This window comes from Phytohabitans houttuyneae (assembly GCF_011764425.1).
Classification (GTDB): Bacteria; Actinomycetota; Actinomycetes; order Mycobacteriales; family Micromonosporaceae; genus Phytohabitans; species Phytohabitans houttuyneae.
The window spans coordinates 1,169,155-1,187,305 of the sequence record NZ_BLPF01000001.1; the positions used below are offsets into that span (position 1 = coordinate 1,169,155).

At 73.6% G+C, this 18,151-nt stretch carries 19 protein-coding genes; 7 read left to right on the forward strand and 12 right to left on the reverse strand.

Annotated features, from left to right (window positions below; genetic code table 11):
* The first annotated feature begins 746 nt into the window (after positions 1-746).
* Genes Phou_RS05435 through Phou_RS05445 form a run of 3 tightly spaced genes read left to right on the forward strand, consistent with a single transcriptional unit; the run spans position 747 to position 5,246 of the window.
* A complete protein-coding gene (locus Phou_RS05435; protein WP_173054095.1) occupies positions 747-3,590 on the forward strand; it encodes a glycoside hydrolase family 3 protein in 2,844 nt (947 codons plus the stop codon).
* A complete protein-coding gene (locus Phou_RS05440; protein ID WP_425571184.1) occupies positions 3,583-4,662 on the forward strand; it encodes a LacI family DNA-binding transcriptional regulator in 1,080 nt (359 codons plus the stop codon). Before Phou_RS05435 ends, Phou_RS05440 begins: the two co-directional genes overlap by 8 nt.
* On the forward strand, positions 4,662-5,246 hold the full coding sequence (locus Phou_RS05445) for an HdeD family acid-resistance protein (protein WP_173054097.1): 585 nt from the start codon (positions 4,662-4,664) through the stop codon (positions 5,244-5,246). Before Phou_RS05440 ends, Phou_RS05445 begins: the two co-directional genes overlap by 1 nt.
* A 226-nt stretch (positions 5,247-5,472) precedes the next feature.
* Here Phou_RS05445 and Phou_RS05450 read toward each other — a convergent pair whose 3' ends face one another.
* The 12 genes from Phou_RS05450 to dhaM form a co-directional block, all read right to left on the reverse strand.
* A complete protein-coding gene (locus Phou_RS05450; RefSeq protein WP_173054099.1) occupies positions 5,473-6,810 on the reverse strand; it encodes a hypothetical protein in 1,338 nt (445 codons plus the stop codon).
* Between the two features lie 60 nt (positions 6,811-6,870).
* Positions 6,871-7,344, reverse strand: a complete 474-nt coding sequence (locus tag Phou_RS05455) for a hypothetical protein (RefSeq protein ID WP_173054101.1) — start codon at positions 7,342-7,344, stop codon at positions 6,871-6,873.
* Complete coding sequence (locus Phou_RS05460; RefSeq protein WP_173054103.1) at positions 7,341-7,628, reverse strand: hypothetical protein; 288 nt, start codon at positions 7,626-7,628, stop codon at positions 7,341-7,343. The genes Phou_RS05455 and Phou_RS05460 overlap by 4 nt, the downstream gene beginning before the upstream one ends.
* Positions 7,625-8,521 (reverse strand): ABC transporter ATP-binding protein, encoded by an 897-nt coding sequence (locus Phou_RS05465; protein WP_218578775.1) that lies wholly within the window; start codon positions 8,519-8,521, stop codon positions 7,625-7,627. The genes Phou_RS05460 and Phou_RS05465 overlap by 4 nt, the downstream gene beginning before the upstream one ends.
* The gene (locus tag Phou_RS05470; RefSeq protein ID WP_173054105.1) at positions 8,509-8,784 is read right to left on the reverse strand and encodes a hypothetical protein; all 276 of its coding nucleotides are present in this window, start codon (positions 8,782-8,784) and stop codon (positions 8,509-8,511) included. The genes Phou_RS05465 and Phou_RS05470 overlap by 13 nt, the downstream gene beginning before the upstream one ends.
* On the reverse strand, positions 8,781-9,122 hold the full coding sequence (locus Phou_RS05475) for an ArsR/SmtB family transcription factor (protein WP_173054107.1): 342 nt from the start codon (positions 9,120-9,122) through the stop codon (positions 8,781-8,783). The genes Phou_RS05470 and Phou_RS05475 overlap by 4 nt, the downstream gene beginning before the upstream one ends.
* Before the next feature lie 171 nt (positions 9,123-9,293).
* Positions 9,294-10,208, reverse strand: coding sequence for a sulfite exporter TauE/SafE family protein (locus Phou_RS05480; protein WP_173054109.1), 915 nt, complete (start codon positions 10,206-10,208; stop codon positions 9,294-9,296).
* A gap of 91 nt (positions 10,209-10,299) precedes the next feature.
* On the reverse strand, positions 10,300-10,749 hold the full coding sequence (locus Phou_RS05485; RefSeq protein ID WP_173054111.1) for an RrF2 family transcriptional regulator: 450 nt from the start codon (positions 10,747-10,749) through the stop codon (positions 10,300-10,302).
* Positions 10,750-10,795: 46 nt separating this feature from the next.
* Entirely contained in the window at positions 10,796-11,674 is an 879-nt protein-coding gene (locus Phou_RS05490) for an acyl-CoA thioesterase (RefSeq protein WP_173054113.1), read from the reverse strand.
* Positions 11,675-11,692: 18 nt separating this feature from the next.
* Positions 11,693-13,147, reverse strand: coding sequence for a pyruvate kinase (gene pyk / locus Phou_RS05495; protein WP_173054115.1), 1,455 nt, complete (start codon positions 13,145-13,147; stop codon positions 11,693-11,695).
* A 168-nt stretch (positions 13,148-13,315) separates the two neighbouring features.
* Positions 13,316-13,576, reverse strand: a complete 261-nt coding sequence (locus tag Phou_RS05500) for an HPr family phosphocarrier protein (RefSeq protein WP_173054117.1) — start codon at positions 13,574-13,576, stop codon at positions 13,316-13,318.
* Positions 13,560-13,952 carry a dihydroxyacetone kinase phosphoryl donor subunit DhaM gene (dhaM, locus tag Phou_RS05505; protein WP_173054119.1) on the reverse strand — a complete coding sequence of 131 codons (393 nt, stop codon included), beginning with the start codon at positions 13,950-13,952 and terminating at the stop codon, positions 13,560-13,562. Before dhaM ends, Phou_RS05500 begins: the two co-directional genes overlap by 17 nt.
* Positions 13,953-14,030: 78 nt before the next feature.
* Here dhaM and Phou_RS05510 point away from each other — a divergent pair, with 78 nt between their 5' ends.
* From Phou_RS05510 to Phou_RS05525, 4 genes are all read left to right on the forward strand, one after another.
* Positions 14,031-14,816, forward strand: coding sequence for an IclR family transcriptional regulator (locus tag Phou_RS05510; protein WP_173054121.1), 786 nt, complete (start codon positions 14,031-14,033; stop codon positions 14,814-14,816).
* Between the two features lie 96 nt (positions 14,817-14,912).
* Complete coding sequence (gene dhaK / locus Phou_RS05515; protein ID WP_173054123.1) at positions 14,913-15,911, forward strand: dihydroxyacetone kinase subunit DhaK; 999 nt, start codon at positions 14,913-14,915, stop codon at positions 15,909-15,911.
* Positions 15,912-15,939: 28 nt separating this feature from the next.
* Positions 15,940-16,560, forward strand: a complete 621-nt coding sequence (dhaL, locus tag Phou_RS05520; RefSeq protein ID WP_173054125.1) for a dihydroxyacetone kinase subunit DhaL — start codon at positions 15,940-15,942, stop codon at positions 16,558-16,560.
* A 119-nt stretch (positions 16,561-16,679) separates the two neighbouring features.
* Complete coding sequence (locus Phou_RS05525; RefSeq protein ID WP_345511020.1) at positions 16,680-18,149, forward strand: putative PEP-binding protein; 1,470 nt, start codon at positions 16,680-16,682, stop codon at positions 18,147-18,149.
* Positions 18,150-18,151: the final 2 nt, after the last annotated feature.

An 18,151-nucleotide genomic window follows, 5' to 3' on the forward strand; every position in this document is an offset into this window, starting at 1 on the left:
AAGCGCACACCGCCTCCACCAGATCGGCAGTCACCGACCGCGACGACGGCGCCGAACTGCGGGCGGACTCGCGCACTCCCCGCCTCGAAAGATCTGCAGAAGCACGTGCGGGGAAGATCGGGCAGGTGAATCTCGCATCTTGCCTGGTCAATGCCTTGCCCCGTAAGCCGGCCGCTGCGGCGCGGACACCGTGAGCTGGGAAAACCCCGGAAGCTCTCGCACGGCAAGCGATCCCAAACTCCGAAAGTCGAGCGACGCCAACTCACCAAGATCTGCGGGAGCGGGGTGAGCTGGACCGACGCGGAGGGTGAGGCCGCGGGAGCAACGGTCCGGACCACGACGGGCGTCGCGGTAGCTCGCGTCTGCTTCGGGTTGCGGTCCAGCTCCCATGCCTCTCAGGTTGACTTGATCAAGGCGGTTGCCTATCCGCTGGCGCGGCTCATGTCCGCGATCGGGCAGTCTGACCGAGCCGCTCCCCGCGGTCAGCCGAGCTCGCGGGTGCAACGCTCTGACCTGCGGGTTAGCGCTTTCCTCGCAATTCGTGGGAGCGCTCCTATTGACCTGGGCCGCTATGTGGTGCGAGTCTCAGAGGGCTCCGGGCGTTAACACAGCCGAAACCCGTTAACGCGGCGGAGTTTTCTTCGACGGCTTGTCGAAGCGCTTCGAGCAGACAGACCTCCGCGGATCTCCCCCGCGACGTTGGCTCCTCGAAGCGCTTCGAAGTCCATAGAGGACGGGTGATGGCGATGACAGAGGCGTTTCGCGACCCCGACCGGCCACTCGCGACGCGGGTGGCCGACCTGCTGGGCCGCCTCAGCCTGGCCGAAAAGGTCGCACTGCTCCACCAGTACCAAGCGCCGATCCCCCGCCTGGGGATCGGCGCCTTCCGCACCGGCACGGAGGCGCTGCACGGCCTCGCGCGCGTCGGTCCTGCCACCGTGTTTCCGCAGGCCGTGGGGCTGGCCAGTACGTGGGACACCGACCTGGTCCGCGCGGTCGGCGCGGCCGTCGGTGACGAGGTGCGCGGGTTCCACCACAAGGATCCGGCCCGGGTCGGGCTCAACGTGTGGGCGCCCGTGGTCAACCCGCTGCGCGACCCGCGCTGGGGCCGCAACGAGGAGGGGTTCGCCGAAGACCCCTGGCTCACCGGCGTGATGGGCACGGCCTACGCGTCCGGACTGCGCGGAGACCACCCCGCCTACCTGCGCACCGCGCCGACGCTCAAGCACTTCCTGGGGTACAACAACGAGACCGACCGCCACCTCACCTCCAGCAACCTGCCGCCGCGAGTGCTGCACGAGTACGAGCTACCGGCGTTCCGCGCGCCGATCGAGGCGGGCGCGGCGGTGGCGGCGATGGCCTCGTACAACCTGGTGAACGGGCGACCGGCCCACCTCAGCCCGCTCATCAACAGCGAGCTGCGCCGGTGGACCGGCGGCGAGGTGCTGGTCGTCAGCGACGCCTCGGCCGCCTCGAACATCGCCGGCGACCAGGGTTACCACGCCGACCACGTGGCGGGGTACGCGGCGGCGGTGCGGGCCGGCATCGACAGCTTCACCGAGGACGACGACGACTCGGGGCCTACCGTCACGCGGCTCACCGAGGCGCTGGCGCGCGGACTGCTCGACGAGTCCGATGTGGACCTGGCCGTGCGGCGGGTGCTGACCACGCGGTTCCGACTCGGTGAGTTCGACCCGGCCGAGCGCAACCCGTACGCGGCGGTGACCGCCGACGTCATCAACTGTGCCGCGCATCAGGAGCTGGCGCGGGAGGCGGCGCGGCAGTCGATGGTCCTGCTGAAGAACGAGGACGGGCTCCTCCCCCTGCACGGCGGCACCGTCGCGGTCATCGGGCCGCTCGCCGACACGCTGCACGAAGACTGGTACAGCGGCACGCTTCCCTACGCGGTCACCGCCTACGGCGGGCTGGCCGCGCGCGTGCACGCCACCTTCCACGAGGGCGTGGACCGCGTCGCGCTGCGCGGGCCGGACGGCTACGCGTGGGCGGACGACGGGCAGGCCCTGCGGGCGGACGGCGACGCGCCCGGCCGCCACGCGTGGTTCGACCTCTTCGACTGGGGCGATGGCGTCGTCGCGCTGCGGGCCGTGGCCAACTCCATGCACGTGGGCGCCGACGACAACGGGGTACTCGTGAACGACCGCGCCCAGCCCGGCGGCTGGGTGGTGCGCGAGACGTTCCGCTTCGTCGAGCGGGGTGCGGGCCAGGTCGTGCTGCACCACCTCGCGACCGGGCGGTACGTGGCGACCGGCGCCGACGGCGTGCTGCGGGCCACCGCGGAGGAGGCGGAGGGCGGTACCCCGTTCACCGTCGAGCTCGTGGCGGACGGCGCGCGCGACGCCGCGGCGGCCGCCGCCGACGCGGACGTGGCGGTCGTGGTGGTCGGCAACCACCCGATGATCAATGGGCGGGAGACCGAAGACCGCGCGAGCCTCGCGCTGCCGCCCGCGCAGGAGGCGCTGATCCGCGCGGTGTACGCCGCCAACCCCCGCACGGTGCTCGTGGTGAGCAGCAGCTACCCGTACGGGATCGGCTGGGCGGACGAGCACGTGCCGGCGGTGCTGTGGTCCTCGCACGGCGGCCAGGAGTACGGCAACGCGCTCGCCGACGTGCTCCTCGGCGCGGCCGACCCGGGCGGGCGGCTGACCCAGACGTGGTACCGGGACGCGGCCGAGCTGCCCGACCTGCTCGACTACGACGTGATCGCCTGCGACGCCACGTACCTGTACTACCGCGGCGCGCCGCTGTACCCGTTCGGGCACGGGCTGAGCTACACGACGTTCGCGTACGACGACCTCCAGCTGTCCACTGTGGAGGTCGACGCGGACGGCACGGTCGAGGTGTCGGTCGGCGTCACCAACACCGGCGACCGGGCGGGTGCTGAGGTCGTGCAGCTGTACACGCGGCAGCGCCGCTCCTCCGTCAAGCAGCCGCTGCGCCAGCTCCGCGGGTTCCAGAAGATCGCGCTGGAGCCCGGCGAGCGTGCCACCGTCAGCTTCACGCTGCGGGCCGCGGACCTCTCGTTCTGGGATGTCACGCGCGGCGCGCGGGTGGTGGAGACCGCTCGCCACACCGTCCAGATCGGACGGTCCAGTGCGGACATCGCGCTTACCGCGACGCTCGCGGTGCGCGGCGAGGAGGTCGGCCCCCACCGCCCGCTCGACCGTCCCCTGTGGGCGGTTGACCACGACGACTACGCCGGCACCGTGCTGCTCGACGACGAGCCGCGCCGCGTGGACGCGGTGGGCGCGTCCGAGCCGGCCGGCTGGATCGGCTTCCAGCGGGTCGACTTCGGTGCGGGCGCGGAGACGGTCGCGGCGCGGGTCACGAGCCGCACGCGGGAGGCGGCCGGCGCCCGCGTCACGCTGCGCCTCGACGACCCCCTGTCTGGGCCGGTGGCCGGCAGCATCGTCGTGCCCACCGCAAACGGCCGCCACGACTGGGTCGAGGTGCGCGCGCCGGTGAGCGGCGCGCGTGGCGTGCGGGACCTCTACCTGTCGTTCGAGGCACCAGGCGCTACGGTGAGCTGTCTGACGTTCACCAGTGGCGGGATGGAGGCGTCGAGTGACTGAACACGGTGGCGCCAAGCGCGCCGACATGGTCACCATCACCGATGTGGCCAGGCACGCGGGCGTCGCGGTGAGCACCGTGTCGTACGTGTTGAGTGGCAAGCGGGCCATCTCCGCGACCACGCGGCAGCGCGTGCTGGCCAGCATCCGCGCGCTCGGCTACCACCCGAACGCGGGCGCGCGGGCCCTCGCCAGCAAGCGGGCCAACGTGATCGCGCTCGTGCTGCCGCTGCGCTCGGGCATGCACCTGCCGGTGCTGATGCAGTTCGCGACGGCGGTGGTGACGACGGCCCGCCAGTTCGACCACGACGTGCTGCTGGTGACCGCCGACGAGGGCCCGGCCGGGCTGCGGCGGATCGCGGCCAGCGCGATGGTCGACGGCATCGTGCTGATGGACGTGGAGATGCACGACCCGCGCGTGCCGCTGCTGCGCGACCTGGAGCGGCCGAGCGTGCTCATCGGCTTTCCCGCCGAGGCGGAAAACCTCACCTGCGTCGACCTCGACTTCTACCGTGCCGGCGCCTCCTGCGTCGACCACCTCGCCTCGCTGGGCCACCGCGAGATCGCGCTGCTGGGCGCGCCCGCGGTGGTGTACGAGCGGGACACCGGCTTCGCGCACCGCACGCGGGCCGGCTTCACCGAGACCGCCGAGCGGTACGGGATCACGGCGACCGCCCAGCCGTGCGAGGAGAGCTTCGACGCGGTGCGGCAGGAGCTCGCCGGCCTGCTCGACCGCCAACCCCGCCTCACCGGCATCGTGGTGCACAACGAGGCGGCCGTGGCGCACCTGCTCGCCGCGCTCCCGCTGCTCGGGCGGCAGGTGCCGCACGACATCTCGGTGATGGCGATCTGCCCGGACGAGGTGGCCGAGCGGGCCAGCCCCGCGCTCACGTCGGTGCTCATCCCCGCCGAAGACGTGGGGCACCAGGCGGTCACGCTGCTCATGCGCAAGCTGGAGGGTCAGCAGGTGCCGGCCGCTACGCTGCTCGACCCGCGGCTGACCGTGCGCGCATCCACCTCAGCCGTAGATCCCGATTCAACCCCAATCGGTGCAAACACTGCTGTAATGGGGTAATGGAAGACGCGCGTTCGCTGGTACCCCGAGCCCCTTGGTGGCTGTTTCTGGTCACCGGCATCCTGTGGATCGTCTTCGCCTGGATCGTGCTCCGCTTTGACAACGCCTCGGTGGCGGCGGTCTCGGTCCTGGCCGGCCTTGTCGTGCTCTTCGCGGCCGCGTCGGAGCTGATGATGGCCTTCCTCGCGCCCGGCTGGCGGTGGCTGCACGCGCTGCTCGCCGTGCTCTTCGCCATCACCGGCATCGTCATCCTCTTCCGCCCCGGCACCGGCTTCGCGTGGCTGGCCGCGTTCGTCGGCTGGTACCTGCTCATCAAGGGCTTCTTCGACGTCGTGACGGGCTTCGCCACCAAGTCGGAAAACGAGGCCTGGTGGCTGTCCGTCCTGGTCGGCGTCGTGGAGATCCTGCTCGGCTTCTGGGCGGCCGGCAGCTGGGTACGGTCGGCGTTTCTGCTTGTCGCGCTGGTAGCCGGGGTGGCACTCGCGCACGGCGTCGCGGACATCGTGCTCGCCTTCCGCCTGCGCGGCAACACCTCCCGATTCACCGGCCGAGGTGCGGCGGCGCCCGGCCCGGCGGCCCCCTAATCCCGCCAGGCGCGGCCGGTCACGCACCTGACCAACGCCGCGGCGGTCCGCGATTCGATCTCCGGACCGCCGCGGCCTCCATTCCGCGCCAGCGGCTGACCGCATGCTCCCGCGGGCACCGCTGCGGTCCGCGGCCCAAGCCCGAGCCATCCGGTGTTGATCAGGGACCGGGTGGGCGTGTCGCACGGCGCGCCGCCCCATCTACTCCCTGATCAACCGCCGGGGGTCAGCGCGCCAGCTGCCAGCAGGCGTCGCGCGTGATGGCCAGGTGGTCCGGGTCCAGGCCGGCGAAGAGCCAGGTGTAGCGGTCGGCGGGCGGGCGCACCGGCGCGTCGCGGATCTCGGTGAGCGGGCCGCCGACGGCCGGGCCGACCTTGACCAGCGCGAGGCCGGCTTCGAACGCGGGCAGGGAGTCGGCGTCGATCACCTCCCGCGCACGGGCCCGGAGGTCGGCGGCGTGCAGGAGCCCCTCGCCGTCCGGCACGAGCGTGAGGCCGTCGGGGCGGCCGCGGCGGCCGGAGGCCATGAGGTTGGCGAAAAGGGTCAGGCAGGTGTGCCGGACGATGTCCGCGTGGCCGGCCGGCAGCTGTGCGAACACCGGGACCAGCCGGCTCGCCACCTCGACGGGCCGGGGGCGGCCGCCCGCGTCGGGCGCCTTGTCGAGCAGGCCGCGCAGGCGTTCGGCGGCGATGGTCACGCCGATGAGCGCCTCACAACCCGTGACGAGCGGCGTGGGCACCAGGAACTCGACCGCCGCGCGCGCCGCCTCCCGGCCCTCGGGCACCGGGCGGGTGTCGGGCGCCCCGTCCGGCCGGACGGGTGCGGCGGGCGGCTCGGCGTGTGGGTGCCAGACCACGCTCGCGTACCACTCTCGCGGCTCGCCCTCACCCGGCCTGGACGTGAACAGCGTGACGCTGCCGCCGCCACCGTCGCGCCACAGCGTGTACCGCACGACGCCCGGCGGGCCGTCGAAGGTCAGCGAGCGGGGCACCGACCCGAACACGCAGCCGTAGTCGCCCAGCTGGCCCAGGTAGCCCGTGAGCGGGCCGCCCGAGCGCCGCCAGGCCGCGTGCTCGGCCACGCCGTCGCGCTGCCGCTGGGCCAGGACGAGCGTGGCGTCCTCGGGCACCGGAAAGCCTTCCGGGAAGCCGGGAGGCAGTCCACGATCGTCCAGCTTGGACAGTTGCTCCATTCCACTGTAGAGGTCGGCGGCCCCGTCGTAGGGGAACGGTGGCTCGGGCCGCCGCCGGGGGCTCAGCCGCCCGTCGACCCCGGCCTGCGCCAGCCGGTCCAGGATGATGCGGACGACCAGCGCCGAATACCGGACCTCGTCCCGCATGTCGAGGTGCAGCACCGCCACGCCGTCCTCGTCGAGCACCGCGCACCAGGCGGCCATCGACGCGTCCGGCTCGTACGGGCTGCGGATGTCACCGATCTCCGCCGCGGCGGCGCGCAGTGCTCCGGCGGCCGCGGCCGGGTCGCTCGCGTCGTACACGGCGAGGGCGGTCGCGGATGCGTTGGCGGCCACGTACTCGACAAGCGATGGCTCGTCCGCGTGCGGCATGGCGCCGATGCTCCCACAGATCGCCGGCGCCCGACGTCCCGCCCGGGCCGGGCGGCGGGATCACAGGATGTCGCGGCGCCGGCCCACGACCGCGGCCACCGTGGCGAGCGCCAGTGCGTACCCCGTCCACAGCAGCACCGCCAACCACGCCGGCGGCAGCCCGCCCGCGGCGGTGCCCGCGCTCTCGGCCGCTCCCCCGCTGATCGCCACGCGCAGGCCGGTCAGCGAATACCGCTGGTATCCGTCGACGAGGCTCGTCACGACCGGCTCGATGACGAAGAGCACGAACAGCGCGGCCGACACCGCGACCACCTGGCTGCGGATCAGCGCGCCGAACGCCGCGCCCAGCATCGCCGACAGCGCCGCGAAGCAGACGCCGCCCACGAGGATGCCGGCCACCCGCGCGGCGGACAGGGTCACCGGCACGTCGCGCGCGGCGAGCAGCGGGAAGCTCACCGCGGCGGTGGCGGCCACGCTCGCGACGCCCATCAGCGCGCCGGCCGCGGTGTTCGCGAGGATCTGGGCGACCGTCACGCGCAGCCGGTCGGGGTTGGTGAGCAGGGTGGGGAGGATCGTGCCGTGCCGGTACTCCCCGCGGTCGTCACGATGCCCAGCAGCAGTGCCAAAATGCCGGCCACGATGCCGCCCGAGGAGAGCACGAGCCGGCCACCGACGTCGCCGCCGATGTCCGATGTGGAGCTGAGCAGCACGATCAGCGCGGCCATCAGCACGCTGAGCCCGACCGAGACGGCCAGCAGCGCCGGAACGACCCGGGTGGTGCGCAGCTTGAGCAGCTCCGCGGCGACCTGCCTGCTCATCGGTCGGCCTCCCCCGTGACGTGCAGGAAGATGTCCTCCAGCGTGCGGGGATGCGCGGCCATCTCGTAGATGGCGATGCGGTGCTCCGCCGCCGTCGCGCCGACCGACTCGGCGGTCGTCCGGTGCGCGACGAGCCACCCGGGCCCGTCCCCCGTCGCCGTCACGCCGCGCGCCGCCAGTGCCTCGGACAACCGCCCGGGGTCGGCGCTGCGCACCCGCACCGGGGCGCCGGCCGCGGCGGTCAGCTCGGCCACCGGACCCTGCGCGACAAGCCGCCCCTTGTGCAGCACCAGGACCTCGTCGACCACCTGGGCGACCTCGGACAGCACGTGGCTGGAGACGAGGACGGTGCGCCCCTCGTCGCGGCGGTCGCGCAGAAAGTCGCGGAGCCAGCGGATGCCCTGCGGGTCCAGGCCGTTGGCGGGCTCGTCGAGGACGAGGACGCGCGGGTCGCCGAGCAGCGCCGTGGCGAGGCTGAGGCGCTGCCGCATGCCCAGCGAATAGCCACGAACCCGCCGGCCGGCCGCCTCGCCGAGCCCGACCAGGCGCAGCAGCGCGTCGACACGGCTCCGCGCCACGCCCGCGGCCCGGGCGAAGACCCGCAGGTGGTCGCGGCCGGTGCGGCCGGGGTGGAACTGCGCCGCGTCGAGCACCGCGCCGATCACGCGGGCCGGGTCGGGCAGAGCCGCGTACGGCCGGCCCTCCACCGTCGCGCGTCCCGCAGTCGGCGTGGTGAGGCCGAGCAGGGTGCGCAGCGTGGTGGTCTTTCCGGAGCCGTTGGGCCCGAGGAACCCGACGATGCTTCCCCGCGGCACCGCGAAGCTCAGCCCGTCGACGGCGACCGTCCGGCCGAACCGCTTGGTGAGCGAGTCGACCTCGATCACCGCGTCCACGGCTCTTCCACCTCCTTGAGGAGCCGCTCCAGCGCGCCCGTGCGCTCGCGCAGCTCCGCCAGGTCGGCCTGCATCGTCTCCAGCCGCTGCGCGGTCTCGCGCTGGGTGGCGGCGGCCTGCTCGGCGAGCGTCCGGTACGCCTGCTCGCGCGCCACCGACTGGCGCGCCCGCCACGTGGCACCGAGCTGGACGATCACCACGACGAGGATGACCAGCAGGAAAATGATCGCCAGGGCGCCCATCACCGTTTCTTGCCAGGTCATGACGGCTCCTTCGAATTGTCAGGTACGGTCAGCGTCCGCACGGCCGCGGCGATCGACTCCGGCGTCAGCACCAACGCGAACGGGGTCGCCTCGACGTAGCGGATCGCGTGCCCCTCCTCGGCCAGCTCCATGTGGCTGGTCACCAGCCCGGCGGCGGTGAGCTTGCCGAGGTGGGCGTGCACGAGAGGGCGGCTGAGGCCGACCTGCCGGGCCAGCTCCGTGACGTATCGCCGCCCGCCGGCCAGCTCGGCGAGGATGCGCAGCCGCTGTGGACTGGCCAGCGCGGCCATCAGCCGCACCAGCTCGTCACCGTTCGGTCTCAACTCCTCATTACCCATGTCAACAACAATTTACGCACCAAAGCGCACGCTGTCCAGCCCGCGCGGGCCCGCGCTCTGCGGGCCCGGGGCCGTTGATCAGGGAGTTGGTGGGCGTGTCGGCCGGCGTGTCCCCCCACGAAGTCCCTGATCAACAGGGAGGGGGCGGGGCGGAGGGGGCGGGTGGGAGGCTCAGGCCGCGTCGAGGGCTGGCACGCGCTCCTCGGCCGCGGGAGCGGCAGCGGAGGCGGCGCGGGTGCGGCGCAGGATGCGGACGGCCAGGTACAGCGCGCCGGCCCAGGCGGCCACGATCGCCAGGTACACGACGGGGCGCAGGGCGGACGGCGCGTCGACGGCACGCATGATGGTGCGGGAGTTGGTCAGCACGATCAGCCCGCCCACCGCCGCGCCGAGCAGCTGGGCCGGCACGATGCGGATCAGCCAGGCGGCCAGCGGCGCGGCGATCAGGCCGCCCACCAGCAGCGCGGCCACGGTCGGCAGCACGAAGCCCTCCGAGCCGAGCCCGATCAGGAAGCCGACGCTGGCCGCGCCCGCCACCACGAACTCCGAGGTGTCGACGGAGCCGATCACCTTGCGCGGCTCCATCCGCCCGGAGACCAGCAGCGACGGGGTGGCGACCGGGCCCCAGCCACCGCCGCCGGTGGCGTCGACGAAGCCCGCCACCAGGCCCAGCGGGGTCAGGAAGCGGGAGCGCAGCGGACGCCGGGAGCGGCGCTCGGCCAGCGGGCGGGTGAAGCGGATCAGCAGGTAGACACCGAGGGCGAGCAGGATGCCGGCCATCCACGGTGCGGCCGCCTCGGTGGAGATCGAGCTCAGGAACGTCGCGCCGACGAAGGCGCCGACGCCGCCGGGCAGCGCGATGCGGCGCACCACGCGCCAGTCGACGTTGCCGAAGCGCCAGTGGGCCGCGCCCGAGGCGAGGGTGGTGCCCAGCTCGGCCAGGTGCACCGAGGCGGAGGCGGACGCGGGGGCGAGGCCGGCGACCAGGAGGAGCGAGGAGGAGGTGACGCCGTACGCCATACCGAGGGCGCCGTCGACGAGCTGCGCGGCCAGCCCCACCAGGGCGAGGACGATCAGCTTCCGCACTTGTCCACCTCCTCGGTAATTCCGGTCAACTTAGTCGAGAATCAAGGAAATGGAGGGCGGCGTCAAGCCGGTACCGGAAAATGGGAGCTGGTCAGGCCCAGGCGCTCGGGTCCGCGACAAGCTCGCGCACCCGCTCGGGGAGCTTGGCGGTCGCCACGTCGGCGACCGTGACGAGCTCGAGGATCTGCCGCTCGCTGGCCCGCAGCGCGATCCACACCTCCTGCAGCGCGGCGGCCGCGCCGTGGTAGCCGAGATCCTCGGGGCGCTGCCCGCGCACGTGCGCGAGCGGGCCGTCGATGATGCGGATCACGTCGGCGAGGGTGATCTCGCCGGCCGGGCGGGCCAGCCAGTAGCCACCCTCCGGGCCGCGCTGGGCGTGCACCACCCCGCCGCGGCGCAGCTGCAGCAGGATGCTCTCGAGAAACTTGGGCGGGATCTCCTGCGCCTTCGCGATGCGCTCGGCGGTCAGCGGGCCCTCGACGGCGGTGGCGAGCTCGACGACGGCGCGCAGCGCGTAGTCGACCCGGGCAGACAGTCGCATGTTTCCCATTATCCCGGTCGAGATTAAGGAACGGGTACGCCGGGGGTCACTCTCCCACGCGGCGCAGCAGTCCCTCCTGCACGGCGGTCGCGACGTGCCGCCCCTCCTCGGTGAACATCCGCCCGGTGGCAAGCCCTCGGGCGCCGGAGGCGGAAGGGCTCCAGCAGTCGTAGAGGAACCACTCGTCGGCGCGGAATGTCCGGTGGAACCAGAGCGCGTGGTCGAGGCTCGCCCCCACCACTCCCCCCGGGCCCCACACCTCGCCGTGCACCGAGAGCACGGAGTCCAGGAGCGTCAGGTCGGACGCGTACGTGAGCGCGCACGCGTGCAGCAGCGGGTCGTCCGGGAGCTGGCCGTCGATGCGCATCCACACCCGCTGGTGCGGGTCGGGTGGCCGGTCGCCGGGTGCCACCCAGCCGGGCTCGCCGACGTACCGCACGTCGATCGGGCGCGGGATGGCCGCCCAGATGCCGGCGCGGTCGGGGTAGCGGGCGAGGCGGTCGGCCATCGTCGGCACGTCGTCCGGCGCGGGCACGCCGGGCGGGACGGGCGCGTGGTGGTCGAGCCCCTCCTCCTGGCGGTGGAAGGACGCCGACATGAAGAAGATCGTGCGCCCGCCCTGCAGCGCCACCGAGCGGCGGACGGAGAAGGAGCGGCCGTCGCGGATGCTCTCCACCTGGTACTCGATCGGCTCGGTCGGGTCGCCCGGCCGCACGAAGTAGCCGTGCAGCGAGTGGACCAGCCGCGCCGGGTCGACGGTGCGGCCGGCCGCGACGAGGGCCTGGCCGGCGACCTGGCCGCCGAAGACCCGCTGGGGGCCGACCCGCGGGCTGACCCCCCGGAAGCGGAACGGACCCAGCTCCTTCAGGTCGAGCACCTCAAGGAGCTGGTCGACCGCTACCTGCCCGACGACCGCGTCACTCACGGCCGCCGCCGGGAGAGGTCACCGACCGCTGCTTCGGGCCGCCGTCGCCGCGTCGACCAAGGAACCGAGCTGGTGCACGCGCAGCGTGTTGGTGGAGCCGGGCGCGTTGGGCGGGCTGCCGGCGACGATCACCACGTAGTCACCCGGGTTGGCCCGGCCGATGCCCAGCAGCGCCAGGTCGACCTGCCGGAACATGTCGTCGGTGTGCTGCACGAACGGCACCAGGAACGTCTCCACACCCCACGAGAGGGCCAGCTGGCTGCGCACCTCGGGCACCGGCGTGAAGGCGAGCAGCGGCAGCTCGCAGTGCAGCCGGGAGAGGCGGCGGACGGTGTCGCCGGTCTGCGAGAACGCGACGAGCGCCTTGGCGCCGATGTTGCGGGCGATCTGCGAGGCCGCCACGGTGAGCGCGCCGCCGTGGGTGCGGGGGTCGTGCTGGAGGCGGGGGACGCCGATCGAGCCGGACTCGGTGGTCGTCACGATCTTGGCCATCGTGCTGACGGTGAGCACCGGGTACTTACCCACGCTTGTCTCGCCCGAGAGCATGACCGCGTCGGCGCCGTCGAGCACCGCGTTGGCCACGTCCGACGCCTCGGCGCGGGTGGGGCGCGAATTTTCGATCATCGAGTCGAGCATCTGGGTGGCGACGATGACCGGCTTGGCGTTTTCCCGGCAGAGCTGCACGGCCCGCTTCTGCACCAGCGGCACCTGGTCGAGCGGCAGCTCCACGCCGAGGTCTCCGCGGGCCACCATCACGCCGTCGAACGCGTCGACGATCGCCTCCAGGTGGGTCACCGCCTCCGGCTTTTCCACCTTGGCGAGGACCGGGCGGCGCAGGCCCTCCTCGTCCATGATCGCGTGGACAAGCTTGATGTCGTCGGGCGAACGCACGAACGACAGCGCCACCAGGTCGACACCGAGGCCGAGCGCGAAGCGCAGGTCTGCGCTGTCCTTTTCGGACAGTGCCGGCACGCTCACCGCCACGTTGGGCAGGGAGACGCCCTTGTGGTTGGAGACCTGGCCGCCCTCGACCACGAGGCAGCGGATGTCGTTGCCGTGGACGGCGGTGACCTCGACCGCGACCTTGCCGTCGTCGATCAGCAGGCGGTCGCCGACCTTCACCTCGTGGGGCAGCTTGCGGTACGTGCAGGAGACGCGGTCGGCCGTGCCCATGACGTCGTCACCGGTGATCACCACGGTGTCGCCGGTGCGCCAGTCGACCGGGCTCTCGGCGAACTTGCCGAGGCGGATCTTGGGGCCCTGCAGGTCGGCGAGGATGGCGACGGCGCGCCCCGCGGCCTCGGCCGCCTCGCGCACCCGCAGGTACACCGACTCGTGGTCCTCGTGGCTGCCGTGGCTGAAGTTGAGGCGGGCCACGTCCATTCCTGCGTCTACGAGGCCCCGGATGCGCTCCGGAGAAGCAGTGGCGGGGCCGAGAGTGCAGACAATCTTTGCGCGGCGTGTCACGGTCATCAGGCTAGTCCCTCCGCCGGATCGGCTGTCCGGCCGACCCCTGTCGGACGTTTGGTGGCGGCGGGCGTCAGCGACCGTCACCGCGCAGCTTAGTACCGCCGCTCCCACGATGACGCCCGGCACCAAAGGGGCGCACGAGTCCTCCTAAAGATGCCCTGAAGCCCCTGCTCAACGCGCCTCCGTGAGCACCGCGGCCACAGCGTCCACGGCCTCGGCCGCGTCCGGCCCGGTGGCGCGCAGGGTGACGGTGGTGCCGGCCGTGGCACCCAGCGCCATCACGGCGAGCACGCCGCGGGCGTTGGCGACCTTCCCCGCGTACTCGATCTCGACCTGCGCCTGGAACCGCGCCGCCGCCTGGACCACCTGGCCGGCCGGGCGCGCGTGCAGGTGGGCCGGGAGCACGACGGCGGCCTCAGAGCTTGCGGACATCCCGCGCCTCCTCCGCCGCCGCGACGGCGGTCGCCAGGTCGGCGCCGGTGGCCGCGATGACCGCGGCGGCCATCGCGCCCTCCACGAACGGCGCGTCGACGATCACGGCGCCGGGCACGGGGTGGTCGTCGAGCACCGCGCGCGTGGTCAGGACAGAGCTGCCCAGGTCGGGGAGCACGAGCACGCCCGCTCCGCCGTCCGCCTTTTCGATCGCGGCGCGCACCAGGTCGTAGCTGGTGCCGATGCCGCCCTCGTCGGTGCCGCCCGCCGTCTCGATCGTGAGCGAACCCCCACCCACCTGCAGCAGCAGCTCCCGCAGTCCAGCGGCGAGCTGGGCGCTGTGCGAGACGAGTACGATGCCCACGGTTCCCGTCATGACCGAAAATGGTATGTTCAGAAACACCGTTCGGCAATAGCGAACCGCCCCGATGCGTCGGGGGTGAAGGGCGGCACGATGGTCCAGTCGGTAGCGCGCGCGATCGAGATCCTGCGCGTGCTCGGCACGGCCGCGCGGGGCGCCGGCGTGACCGAGGTGGCCGAGCGGATCGGCGTCGCCAAGCCGACCGCCCACGCGCTGCTGCGCACCCTCGAGGCCGGCCAGCTCGTCGCGCAGGACAGCGAGACCGGCAAGTACCGGCTCGGTCCCGCCCTCCTCGAGCTCGGCAACGCCTACCTGGAGACGCACGAGCTGCGGGTGCGCTCGGTGGCCTGGGCCGACGGCCTGGCCACCCGGGCCAACGAGGCCGTGTGGGTGGGCGTGCTCTCCGCGGACCACGTGCTGGTCGTGCACCACGCGTTCCGCCCCGAGGGCGCCGTGCAGATCCTCGAGGTGGGCGCGGTCATCCCCTGGCACACCTGCGCGCTGGGCAAGGCCATCGTCGCCCACCTGCCCGAGGCCGACCGCGCCGCCTTGCTGCGGGGACCCTTGGCCGCGCTCACCGGCGCCACGCGGACGGAGCCGTCCGCGCTGGTCCAGGACCTTGAGGGGGTACGGGCGACGGGTTACGCCGTCGAGGACGGCGAGGCGGCCATCGGCGACGCCGGCATCGCCGCACCGGTCTTCGACCACACCGGAGAGGTCGTGGGCGCGATCGGGGCGATCGGTCCGGTCGAGCGGCTGCTGGACGAGCAGACCCGGGACGGGCTGGCCGTGGCGGTGCGCGAGACCGCTCGCCACCTCTCCCGCGACCTCGGCGCCGGCCGCCCCGCGACCCGCCGCTGGGTCGCCGCGGCGTCCTGAGCCGAGTGCTTGACACGCGGTTGTGAGCCGGACTACGTTCCGAACACACTTCAGCAATGCTGAACAGCGTCTCAGCCCTCCGGAAGGAGTGCGGCGGTGAAGAAGTTCATCAATGATCCCGCGGCGGTCGTCCGCGAAGCGCTGGCCGGCGTCGCGGCCGCCCACCCCGACCTCCGCGTCGACATCGAGCAGCAGATCGTCGTCCGGGCGGACGCGCCCGTCGCCGGCAAGGTCGGCGTGCTCTCCGGCGGCGGCTCGGGACACGAGCCACTCCACGGTGGATTCGTCGGGCTGGGCATGCTCGACGCCGCCGTGCCCGGCGAGGTGTTCACGTCGCCTGTGCCCGACCAGATCCTCGCCGCGACCCAGGCCGTCAACGCCGGCGCGGGCGTGGTCCACATCGTGAAGAACTACACCGGCGACGTCATGAACTTCCAGATGGCCGCCGAGCTCGCCGGTGACGAGGGCATCGAGGTGCAGACGGTGCTCGTCGACGACGACGTCGCGGTCGAGGACTCCACGTGGACCGCCGGCCGCCGCGGCACCGGCGCCACCGTGATCGTCGAGAAGGTGGCCGGCGCGCTGGCCGAGACCGGCGCCTCCGCCGCCGCGGTGGCGGCCGCCGGCTCGCGGGTCAACGAGCAGTCCGCCTCGTTCGCGGTCGCGCTCACGGCCTGCACCACGCCGGCCGCCGGCAAGCCCGGCTTCGAACTGCCGGACGACGAGATCGAGGTCGGCGTCGGCATCCACGGCGAGCCGGGGCGGCGGCGGGAGAAGCTGCGCCCGGCCCGCGAGATCGCGGCGATGACCGTCGAGGCGATCCTGGGCGCCAAGCCGCTGTCCGCCGGTAGCGAGGCGATCGTGCTGGTCAACGGCCTCGGCGGCACCCCGCTCATCGAGCTGTACCTGCTGTACGGCGAGGTCGCCGCGCTGCTCGACAAGGCCGGCGTCCGCGTCGCGCGCAACCTCGTGGGCAACTACGTGACCAGCCTGGACATGGCCGGCATGTCCGTTACCGTGTGTCGGGCGGACCCGGAGATCCTGCGGCTGTGGGACGCGCCGGTCCGCACCCCGGCGCTGCGCTGGGGCGTGTAGGTCTGGCCCGCTCCGCAGGGAGGTAACCGTGGACGTCGCGCTCGCCCGCTCGTGGATCATCGAGGTCTCCGCCGCGGTGACCGAGCAGGCCGACTACCTGACCCAGCTGGACTCCGCGATCGGCGACGCCGACCACGGTGTCAACCTCAAGCGCGGCTTCACCGCGGCGGTGGCGGCGCTGGAGGGCGCCGACCCCAAGACCGTCGGCGACGTCCTGGTAAAGACCGGCACGACGCTGGTGTCCAAGGTGGGAGGTGCGGCCGGACCGCTGTACGGCACGGCGTTCCGCGCCATCGGCAAGGCGCTCCCCGCCGACAGCTCCACAGTGGACGCCGCCGAGCTCGGCGCGGCGCTGCGGGCGGGCCTCGCCGCCGTGCAGAAGCTCGGCGCGGCGGTGCCCGGCGACAAGACGATCGTCGACGCGTACGGGCCGGCCGTCGCCGCGTTCGAGAAGGCGGCCGACGACGGCCTGACGGCGGCCGCGCGGGCCGCGGCGGACGCTGCCGCCGAGGGCATGCGCGCCACGACCGAGCTGCACGCCCGCAAGGGCCGCGCCTCCTACCTGGGGCCCCGCAGCGTCGGGCACCAGGACCCCGGCGCGACCTCCACCTGGCTGATCTTCCAGGCGCTGGCGGACGTCACGTCGTGAACGCACCCCGCGGCTACACCGGCGTGCTGGGGGCGCCCGGGGTCGGACTGGGACGGATCCGGTGGGCAGCCACCGCACCGTCCGAAGTAGACGGGGGGAATGGGTACGCCGGTGCCGGCTTGTCTTCCGGGGTGGGGGGCGGCACCGGCCTCCCCGCTGACCTGGGTGCGGCCTTCGACGCGGTGGCGGCGCGGCTGCGCGAGCGGGCCGAGGCGCTGCGTGCCGGCGGGCACACCGAGCCGGCCGACATCGTGGAGACGATGGCGCTGATCGCCGACGACCCGGACCTGCGTGGCGCGGCGGCGACCGGGCTGGCCGCCGGGCAGGCGCCCGTGGACGCGGTGACGGCGGCGGCCTCGACGTACGCCGACCTGCTGGCCGCCCTCCCCGACCCGACGCTGGCCGGCCGCGCGGCCGACGTACGCCAGGTGGGTCGCCGCGTCGCGGCCGTCCTGCGCGGCGATCCGGCGGCCACATTGGACGGTCCGGTCATCCTCGCCGGTCACGAGCTCGGCGCCGACGACCTGCTGGAGGTCGCGGACGACCTGGCCGGCGCCGCCTCGCTGCTCGGCGGGCCCAACGCGCACGTCGCGATCGTCGCCCGCGCGCTGGGCGTACCGCTGGTCTTCGGCGTTACCCCGGACGCACCCGACGGCACGCCGGCGGTACTGGACGGCGCGACGCTCATCGTGGACCCCACGCCCGAGCAGGAGCACGCCGCCCGCGAGGCCGTGCGCGCGGCCGAGCGGCACCGCGCCGACCTGGCCGCCGGCCGCGCCCTGCCCGCCGTCACGCGCGACGGCCGGACCGTCACCCTGCTGGCCAACGTCGCGACCGCCGAGGAGTCCCGCGCGGCCGTCGCCGCCGGTGCGGAGGGCGCCGGGCTGGTCCGGACCGAGCTGCCGTTCCTCACCGCGGCGGACTGGCCGGACGAGGCCGCGCACGCCGCCGCGCTCCGCCCGGTGCTGGACCCCCTCGCCGGTCTGGTGGCGACCGTGCGGACGCTGGACTTCGCGCCTGACAAGCTGCCGCCGTTTCTCACCGCGGCGGGCGCCCGCCAGCTCCCGCCGGAGGCGCTCGCCACCCAGCTTCGCGCGGTCGTCGCCGCCGGCGCCGCCACCCGCCTGCGGGTGATGCTCCCGATGGTCGAGTCCGCGGATCAGGTCGAGGCGGCCCGCGCGCTGCTGCCCGGCGCCGTGCCGTGCGGCGCGATGGTCGAGACGGCGGCGGCGGTGGAGGGCATCGACGGCATCGCGGCCGCCGCCGACTTCCTCTCCATCGGCACCAACGACCTCACCGCGTCCCTGCTCGGCCTGGACCGCCTGGACCCCGCGCTGACCCCGGCCCGCGCCGCCGACCGCCCGGTACTGCGCGCCATCGCCGCGACGGTGGCCGCCGCCGGGCGCCACGACCGTCCGCTCTCCGTCTGCGGTGACGCGGCCGCCGACCCGCACGCCGTCCCGCTGCTGATCGGGGTCGGCTGCCGCATCCTGTCCGTGACGCCGTCCGCGTTGGACGCCGTCCGCGCGCGGATCCGCACCCTCGACACGGCCGAGTGCGCCAAAGCCGCGGCGGCCGTGCTGGGCTGAGG

Bases quoted from the DNA above. Each gene is read 5' to 3' on its own strand.
- Phou_RS05435 (WP_173054095.1), top strand. From the start codon at position 747: ATGACAGAGGCGTTTCGCGACCCCGACCGGCCACTCGCGACGCGGGTG.
- Phou_RS05445 (WP_173054097.1), top strand. From the start codon at position 4,662: ATGGAAGACGCGCGTTCGCTGGTACCCCGAGCCCCTTGGTGGCTGTTT.
- Phou_RS05450 (WP_173054099.1), bottom strand. From the start codon at position 6,810: ATGCCGCACGCGGACGAGCCATCGCTTGTCGAGTACGTGGCCGCCAAC.
- Phou_RS05460 (WP_173054103.1), bottom strand. From the start codon at position 7,628: ATGAGCAGGCAGGTCGCCGCGGAGCTGCTCAAGCTGCGCACCACCCGG.
- Phou_RS05470 (WP_173054105.1), bottom strand. From the start codon at position 8,784: ATGACCTGGCAAGAAACGGTGATGGGCGCCCTGGCGATCATTTTCCTG.
- Phou_RS05475 (WP_173054107.1), bottom strand. From the start codon at position 9,122: ATGGGTAATGAGGAGTTGAGACCGAACGGTGACGAGCTGGTGCGGCTG.
- Phou_RS05485 (WP_173054111.1), bottom strand. From the start codon at position 10,749: ATGCGACTGTCTGCCCGGGTCGACTACGCGCTGCGCGCCGTCGTCGAG.
- pyk (WP_173054115.1), bottom strand. From the start codon at position 13,147: ATGACCGTGACACGCCGCGCAAAGATTGTCTGCACTCTCGGCCCCGCC.
- Phou_RS05500 (WP_173054117.1), bottom strand. From the start codon at position 13,576: ATGTCCGCAAGCTCTGAGGCCGCCGTCGTGCTCCCGGCCCACCTGCAC.
- dhaM (WP_173054119.1), bottom strand. From the start codon at position 13,952: ATGACGGGAACCGTGGGCATCGTACTCGTCTCGCACAGCGCCCAGCTC.
- Phou_RS05510 (WP_173054121.1), top strand. From the start codon at position 14,031: ATGGTCCAGTCGGTAGCGCGCGCGATCGAGATCCTGCGCGTGCTCGGC.